This window comes from Gallibacterium genomosp. 1 (genome assembly GCF_001678575.1).
GTDB lineage: Bacteria > Pseudomonadota > Gammaproteobacteria > Enterobacterales > Pasteurellaceae > Gallibacterium.
In genome coordinates, this window is sequence record NZ_JTJP01000076.1 from 1 (window position 1) to 7,597 (window position 7,597).

Genomic DNA, 7,597 nt, shown 5'->3' on the forward strand with positions numbered 1-7,597 from the left:
TATGGGTGTTTTTATGTATGATAAAAAAAACAAAAGTAGAATTCAACAATTAAAAGTTCTATTAAATCAAGTGGAAAAACTTCATTTAAGAGATGCATCAGAAATTTTAAATGTTTCCGAAATGACAATTAGAAGAGATATTAGCAATAGCGACGGCTCTATAGTTTTATTAGGAGGGTATTTGGTAAAAAAAATTAATCATAAGAGTAATTATTTTTTATCTGATCAACAAGATAAGAATATTGTGGAAAAAATGCTACTAGGAAAAGTTGCTTCAAAACTTGTTGAAAATGGAGATATTGTTTTTTTTGATTGTGGTACTACAATCCCTTTTATTGCATCTCATATACCTGATAATATAAATTTTACTGCAGTATGTTGTTCAATAAATGTATTTATGGTATTACGAGAAAAAAGGAATTGTGAAATTATTTTATGTGGAGGAAATTACTGTAGAGATAATGAATTAGTAACTTCTATACAAGCCAAAGATATTTTGGATTCTATTTGCACTACAAAAGCTTTTATAGCTACTTCAGGAGTAGATGTAAATAATGGGCTTACTTGTTTTCATTTTAATGAAGCACAAGTTAAGCAACAGGCAATGATGAGAGCAAAAGAAAAAATATTGGTTTTTGATCATTCAAAATTTAATTTTGTTTACCCAGCATATATAGGAGAATTAGATGAATTTAACATAATAATATGTGATCAACCATTGCCACCCCAGTTTCAATTTGATAGAAAGAAATTTGTTAATCTTATCTAAGATATTTTCTTGATAAGTTTATTGAAAAGTATTCCACTCCCCATTCCCTGTCAACATTAGTGAAATATTGTGATGCTGTTTTAAGGTTGAACGATGTCCGACACTAATTAAAATGGTGTCAGGAAGTCGGTCGAGAATTAATTGATACATCGCAAATTCCAACCCTTCATCCATACTGGATGTGGCTTCGTCTAAGAAAGCCACTTTAGGTTTAGTTAAAAGTAAGCGAGCAATTGCAAGTCGCTGTTGTTCACCCAGTGAGAGAATGCGTGTCCAGTCACGTTCTTCGTCTAATTTATCAACCAAATGTGCTAATTGAACGGATTTCAATACATCAACTGCATTTTGTTGATTCTGTTGTGGGATAGGGTTCGGATAATATAACGTTGCGCGTAAACTGCCTTGAGGCAAGTAGCTTTTCTGTGATAAAAACAGTGTTTGTTGTGGGCAATAAATTTTCCCATCTGAATAAAGCCATAAGCCGGCAATTGTGCGTAATAAAGTGGTTTTACCAATGCCTGATGGACCTTGGATTAATAAACGTTGTCCGTTAGTTAAGGTTAGATTGAGTTGTTTGAGTAATACTTTCCCGTCTGCGTTATAAATTGAGAGATTTTCAAAAACAACATTGCTTTGTGAAGGCAGAATATGAGCAGTTGAATGTGATTGGCAGCTTTGCATTGCAGCGGTAAATCCGCTTAAACGATCTAATGTTGCACGATATTCAGTGAAGGTGTCATAGCTATTACGAAAAAATGAAAGCGAATTGTGAACTTGCCCGAATGCTTGTGCAGTCTGTACCATATCTCCCAATGTAATTTGTTTAGAGAAAAAACGTTGTGCTTGAATAATAAATGGAAACACTACAGAAATTTGGCTAACTACAATATTAAATCCTGAAAGTTTTAGTGTACGGAAAACAAGTTTCCAAACATTATCAATAATGCGTTTAAATTGTTGATTTAACAAAATTCGCTCTATTTTTTCACCGGCATAAAAAGCGATACTTTCCGCATATTCTTTTAAGCGGATCAGTGAATAACGATAGTCGGCGTTTAATTTTTCATTAGCAAAGTTTAGCTTAATTAATGGGCGACCAAGTTTGAACGCAAAAACACTGGTAATTAAAACATAAATAAAAACGAGATAAACCATCATATGTGGAATTTCTACTCCGGCGATAGTCATTGGACCGGATAGATTCCAAAGGATAATGGTGAAGGCGACAATCGAAACACAGGCACTAATCACGCCGGTAGCAAAATTGAGAGAGTTTTCAATATAAGAGGTAATGTCCTGTTGAATACGTTGATCAGGATTATCTAATTGGTTATAGCTGAATTGTGTTTTATAAAAGGTTTGATCTGATAGCCAACGATCTAAAAAATGTTGGTTGAGCCATTCTCGCCAATGAATATTAAAACGATTTTTGATGTAGTAGATAATAAGCGCATTTAGTAAGTTAATACTGACGATAACACCGAAAAAAATCATTTGTTGCCAGAATGCTGTTTCATCCAGTTCCTGCAATGCTTTGTACATATTGTTGTACCATTGCGAGAAAATTACATCGATTCTAACAGAAAGTAGAGTCAGCAGGACAATTACACAAAAGGTAGCAATCGGGGCAATGCCTTGTTTGCCGACAAAATAATGTTTAGCCAGTTGCCAAAATTGATGTCCCCATCGAGTTGATTTGATCAGTAAAAACAGTGCGATTGCAAAACAAATTGAGCTGATAATAAAACTTTTGGCAATCCACCAAAAAGAATTAATTGCTTCAGAGACTAAATCCATTGAAAAATCCGAGATATTTTATTTTTTAAAAAAACTGTGGGCTATTTTGCCTAGATAAAGTCGTTTAGGCAAAAATTTTTGTAAAAAATTCAATAAAATTTGCCTTTCCTCAGTTTTTTTCATCTTAGAAAGCAATATAATCTTGCGCAGTTTTATTTTTTAACTATTAAGGAGTAGTTGTATGAGTGATATTGCTATCACTATCAGTCTCCTATCATTAGTTGCTGTACTTGGATTATGGATAGGACACTGGAAAATTAGGGGCGTCGGTTTAGGGATCGGCGGTGTGCTGTTTGGTGGAATATTGGTTTCACATTTCACAACGCAGTATGGTATTACATTAGATGCTCACACCATGCACTTTGTGCAAGAATTCGGTTTGATTCTGTTTGTTTATACTATCGGAATTCAAGTTGGCCCGGGCTTCTTCTCTTCTTTAAGATCATCCGGTCTAAAACTGAATTTATTTGCAATGATGATCGTTTTTTTAGGCGCATTAATTGTTATCGTAATGTATCAATTGTTTGGATTGGAACTTCCGGTTATTTTAGGGATCTTCTCCGGTGCAATTACTAATACTCCGTCTTTAGGTGCAGGACAGCAAATCCTAGCAGAACTTGGTTTTACTAATATCACAGAAACAATGGGTACAGCTTATGCAATGGCTTATCCGTTCGGTATTTGCGGTATTTTATTAACAATGTGGTTAATTCGTTTATTCTTTAAAATTAAAGTAGATCAAGAAGCGGCAGCCTTTGAACGTGAAATGAATCACGATAAAGAAACACTTAGTGCAATTAATGTACGTGTTACTAACCCTAATTTGGCCGGATTGCGGATGTCTGAAATCCCAGGTTTAGAACTGAAAGATGTAATTTGTTCACGTTTAAAACGTGGTGATTTGTTATTGGTACCGAAGGATGACACTATCGTAAATTTAAACGATTATTTGCATTTAGTTGGAGAACCTGCAGTACTTCATCGTGTTCAATTAGTTGTTGGTGAGTTGGCAGCAAATGAACTATTAACGACACGAGGTACGGATTTGCGTACTGTTCGTGTTGTTGTGACCAATGAACAGGTTCTTGGTAAAAAAATTCGTGATTTAAATATCCACCAAAAATATGAAGTAGTTATTTCTCGTTTGAACCGTGCTGGGGTTGAATTGGTTCCTAGCCAGAATACTAGCTTACAGTTCGGGGACGTATTGAATCTTGTTGGTCGTTTGGATGCCATTGAAGCAGTTACCGCCATTATCGGAAATGCGCAGCAAAAATTACAACAAGTTCAGATGTTGCCGGTCTTTATCGGTATCGGTCTTGGGGTGTTATTGGGTTCTATTCCGGTACAAATTCCAGGTTTCCCTGTGGCATTGAAACTTGGGCTTGCAGGTGGTCCGTTAGTGGTTGCATTAATTTTAGCTAGAATTGGTAGTATTGGAAAACTCTATTGGTTTATGCCACCAAGTGCTAACTTAGCATTGCGTGAAATTGGCATTGTGTTGTTTCTCTCCGTTGTCGGGTTGAAATCAGGCGGTAATTTCCTTGAGTCATTAATTGATGGTGATGGCGGTGAGTGGGTGCTTTATGGTGCTGTTATCACCTTTATTCCGTTATTTATTACCGGAATTGTGGCGAGAATTTATGGCAAGTTGAATTACCTCACCATCTGCGGTTTGCTTGCCGGTTCAATGACTGATCCTCCGGCATTAGCATTTGCCAATGCATTAAAAGAAGAAAGCGGTGCGGCTTCACTCTCTTATGCGACAGTATATCCGTTGGTAATGTTCCTCAGGATCATCACCCCTCAACTGTTAGCAATTCTGTTATTGTGGTTTTCAGCTTAGCAATTCTTAATCAGAAAATCTTTATCTAATTGTTCTCCAACCCGACTTAGCTCGGGTTGGTTATATTTGGTCATAAAAAAATCTGCACCGCTGTCATTATGGATAATATGTCCAATTTCAGGGGTGCAGATTATTACACAGGCGTTCGTAATTTTAGAAGTTTTTCAAATTATAATGTAGGCATACTAAATGCAGCACCTTGTTCTCTTACTTTATGATTCGGCCAACGGCTAGTAACAGTCTTCATTCGAGTATAAAAACGAACTCCATCAGGGCCGTAAGCATTAAGAGGACCAAAGATAGAGGCTTTCCAGCCACCAAAACAGTGGAATGCCATAGGAACAGGAATCGGAATATTGATGCCAACCATACCGGCTTTGACATCGTGACTATATTGACGTGCAGCATCACCATCACTGGTAAAAATTGCACTACCGTTGCCGTACTGATGTATATTAATAAGGTGAATAGCTTCCTGATAATTTTTGGCACGGACAATTGCGAGAACAGGTCCAAAAATTTCTTCTTTATAAATAGTCATTTCAGGTGTGACATTGTCAAATAAACTACCACCAATGAAATAACCATTTTCATATCCTTTAACTTTATAATTTCGTCCATCAACCACTAATTTTGCGCCTTCATTTACTCCCTGATCGATATAACTTGATACTTTTTCTAAGTGTGCTTTAGAAATTAATGGTCCCATTTCATTTTCTGGTTTACCTTCAGGTAAAATTCCTGGACCAATACGCAATCCTTTTATTTTTGGTATTAAATGTTGGACAAGTGTATCTGCATAATTATCATCAATTGTAACGGCTACAGACAGCGCCATACAACGTTCGCCAGCGGCGCCGAAAGCTGCTCCTAATAGTGAGTTAGCTGTAGTTTCAATATCTGCATCAGGCATAATCAATGCGTGATTTTTTGCTCCACCTAATGCTTGCACACGTTTTCCATATTTAGAACCGGTTTCATAAATATATTGTGCAATTGGTGTCGATCCAACGAAACTTACTGCTTGAATACGAGGATCTTTTAATAAAACATCAACAACTTCTTTATCACCTTGAACCACATTAAATACCCCATCCGGTAATCCGGCTTCTTTTAATAATTCAGCTAAACGAATAGATAATGAAGGATCTTTTTCAGAAGGTTTCAATACAAAAGTATTACCGCAAGCTAATGCAATTGGAAACATCCACATTGGCACCATTGCCGGAAAATTAAAAGGGGTGATTCCTGCGACAACGCCTAAAGGTTGCATCATTGAAAAACTATCAATACCACGCCCTACATTAGCTGAAAATTCACCTTTTAGCAGGTGTGGAATACCGGTTGCAAACTCGACTACTTCCAACCCTCTGGTTAATTCACCGATAGAATCGGAGTAGATTTTTCCGTGTTCATTACTAATAAGACGGGCTAATTCATCAAAGTTTTCTTCCAATAACGTTTTAAATTTAAATAAGATTCTTGCCCGACGTAATGGAGATAGCTGAGACCAAGCCGGAAAAGCATCTTGAGCTGCACTGATTGCATTTTCCATTTCAGCAGTCGTACTAAGTTTCACCTGTTTTGTCTGCTCACCAGTGGCAGGATTATAAACAAAACTAATACGTTGGCTTTCACTTTCTATAGGTTGACCATTGATAAAATTTGGAATAATTGAGTTCATAGTAATCCTCTCTGTTTAACATTCTTTAGGTTGATGATGGAGATAACATACTCTTTTGAAATAAAAATTTCAATTTAAAATAAATGAAAAATTAATTTTTTAATTAATTTAAAAGAAATCAATATCTTATTTTATGCTATATGTATTAAATGAGTTGATTTATATACTTAAATTCAGAATATTAATAAATTTATTTTATATAAATCATATATTTAATTTAACTTGATTAATTTTTCTTCAAAAGAATATTTTAATGATAGAAATGTGAGTGTTATCACAGAATTTTTATTCTGAATTTAATATTATTGAAATATCTCTTTTGAGAGGTGTTAAAAGTTCTATATATCAATTGATTCACTAACTAAGGAGAATCTTATGCGTAATTTATTTATTAGACAAACAATGACATTTTTATTGGCTGGAGCTGTTTCTTTTGGAAGTTCTGCTACAGTTCTAAGATTGGCGCATCATATGACGACAGATAATGTGAATCATATCCTTGTTTTAGATTTTGCAAATAAGTTGAAAGAATTGTCAGATGGGACATTAACTGTAGATGTTTATCCTAATGGTATTTTAGGAGGACAAGTTGAATTATTTGAAGGGATGAAGCTAGGAACAATAGATATGTCAATTTCTGATACTAGTATTATTGGCTCTTATTATCCTCCAATAGGAATACTAGATTTGCCATATATATTTAAAGATCGTATGTCAATTAAAAAAATTTTTTCAAGCAATGTGATGCAACCAATGATTGATGAGATACAAAAAATTTCAGAGGTAAAAATCCTTAGTATTCAACCTGTTGCTTATAGAAATATCATCTTGAAATCACCATTGGTAAAAAATAGTGATTTTTCTGGAATAAAAATTAGAACTCCAAATTCTCCTACATTAATTGACACAATTAAAAGTATTGGAGCTACTCCTAACCCGATTCCTTCAGGAGAAGCATATACAGCAATACAAACGGGAGTAGTGGATGGAATGGAGGGAAATCCTGAATTTCTTAGTTCTATAAAAATTAATGAAGTTGCTAAAAATTGGTATGAAACTCAACATGCCATGACGTTTACAGCATTAAATATTAGTAATAAAAAATATCAATCGTTAAGTCAACAAGAAAAAAAATGGGTTTCTGATGCTGTAAATTATGCGGTAGATAATTTTTATATAAAAAGTCAAGATACAGATAAAAAATGGAGAAAGTATTTATTGGATAAAGGTGTAATTTTCAATCAAGTAGATTTCTCTATTTTAAAAGAAAAAACAAAATCTATGGTAGATAATTTTATTAATAAAAATAATTTGCATAATTTATATGAGGAAATATCAAAATGAAATATATAAATGTTTTTAGAGAATGGATAGTTGTTTTTTTATTCTCTTTTTTAGTAATTACTGTTTCAATAGGTATTTTCTCTAGGTTTTTGACTTCGACTCCATTTGCTTGGACTGAAGAATTGTCTAGATTTTTATTTATTTGGCTGGCATGGGT

The 7,597-nt window shown here is 34.4% G+C and carries 6 protein-coding genes; 4 read left to right on the forward strand and 2 right to left on the reverse strand.

Features of this window, described 5'->3' with window-relative positions; translation table 11 throughout:
- Positions 1–13: 13 nt before the first annotated feature.
- Positions 14–769: a DNA-binding transcriptional repressor DeoR gene (gene deoR, locus QV04_RS11105; RefSeq protein ID WP_065230707.1), complete on the forward strand. Its 756-nt coding sequence runs from the start codon at positions 14–16 to the stop codon at positions 767–769.
- 18 nt (positions 770–787) lie between these two features.
- On the opposite strand, the gene QV04_RS11110 is transcribed toward deoR, so the two are convergent.
- On the reverse strand, positions 788–2,566 hold the full coding sequence (locus QV04_RS11110) for an ABC transporter ATP-binding protein/permease (protein WP_065230620.1): 1,779 nt from the start codon (positions 2,564–2,566) through the stop codon (positions 788–790).
- A 181-nt stretch (positions 2,567–2,747) separates the two neighbouring features.
- Here QV04_RS11110 and QV04_RS11115 point away from each other — a divergent pair, with 181 nt between their 5' ends.
- On the forward strand, positions 2,748–4,412 hold the full coding sequence (locus QV04_RS11115) for a putative transporter (RefSeq protein WP_065230621.1): 1,665 nt from the start codon (positions 2,748–2,750) through the stop codon (positions 4,410–4,412).
- 169 nt (positions 4,413–4,581) lie between these two features.
- Here the strand turns inward: QV04_RS11115 and QV04_RS11120 are convergent, their stop codons facing one another.
- Positions 4,582–6,096, reverse strand: a complete 1,515-nt coding sequence (locus QV04_RS11120; RefSeq protein ID WP_065230622.1) for a CoA-acylating methylmalonate-semialdehyde dehydrogenase — start codon at positions 6,094–6,096, stop codon at positions 4,582–4,584.
- A 375-nt stretch (positions 6,097–6,471) separates the two neighbouring features.
- On the opposite strand from QV04_RS11120, the gene QV04_RS11125 reads away from it, so the two are divergent.
- Both QV04_RS11125 and QV04_RS11130 read left to right on the forward strand, forming a co-directional pair.
- Positions 6,472–7,440: a TRAP transporter substrate-binding protein gene (locus QV04_RS11125; RefSeq protein WP_231924143.1), complete on the forward strand. Its 969-nt coding sequence runs from the start codon at positions 6,472–6,474 to the stop codon at positions 7,438–7,440.
- The coding region (locus QV04_RS11130; RefSeq protein WP_156548368.1) for a TRAP transporter small permease subunit at positions 7,437–7,597 on the forward strand (161 nt) is incomplete at its 3' end. The genes QV04_RS11125 and QV04_RS11130, both read left to right, overlap by 4 nt.

Coding starts and splice junctions, on each gene's coding strand:
- deoR (WP_065230707.1), top strand. CDS start 14: ATGTATGATAAAAAAAACAAAAGTAGAATTCAACAATTAAAAGTTCTA.
- QV04_RS11125 (WP_231924143.1), top strand. CDS start 6,472: ATGCGTAATTTATTTATTAGACAAACAATGACATTTTTATTGGCTGGA.
- QV04_RS11120 (WP_065230622.1), bottom strand. CDS start 6,096: ATGAACTCAATTATTCCAAATTTTATCAATGGTCAACCTATAGAAAGT.
- QV04_RS11115 (WP_065230621.1), top strand. CDS start 2,748: ATGAGTGATATTGCTATCACTATCAGTCTCCTATCATTAGTTGCTGTA.
- QV04_RS11110 (WP_065230620.1), bottom strand. CDS start 2,566: ATGGATTTAGTCTCTGAAGCAATTAATTCTTTTTGGTGGATTGCCAAA.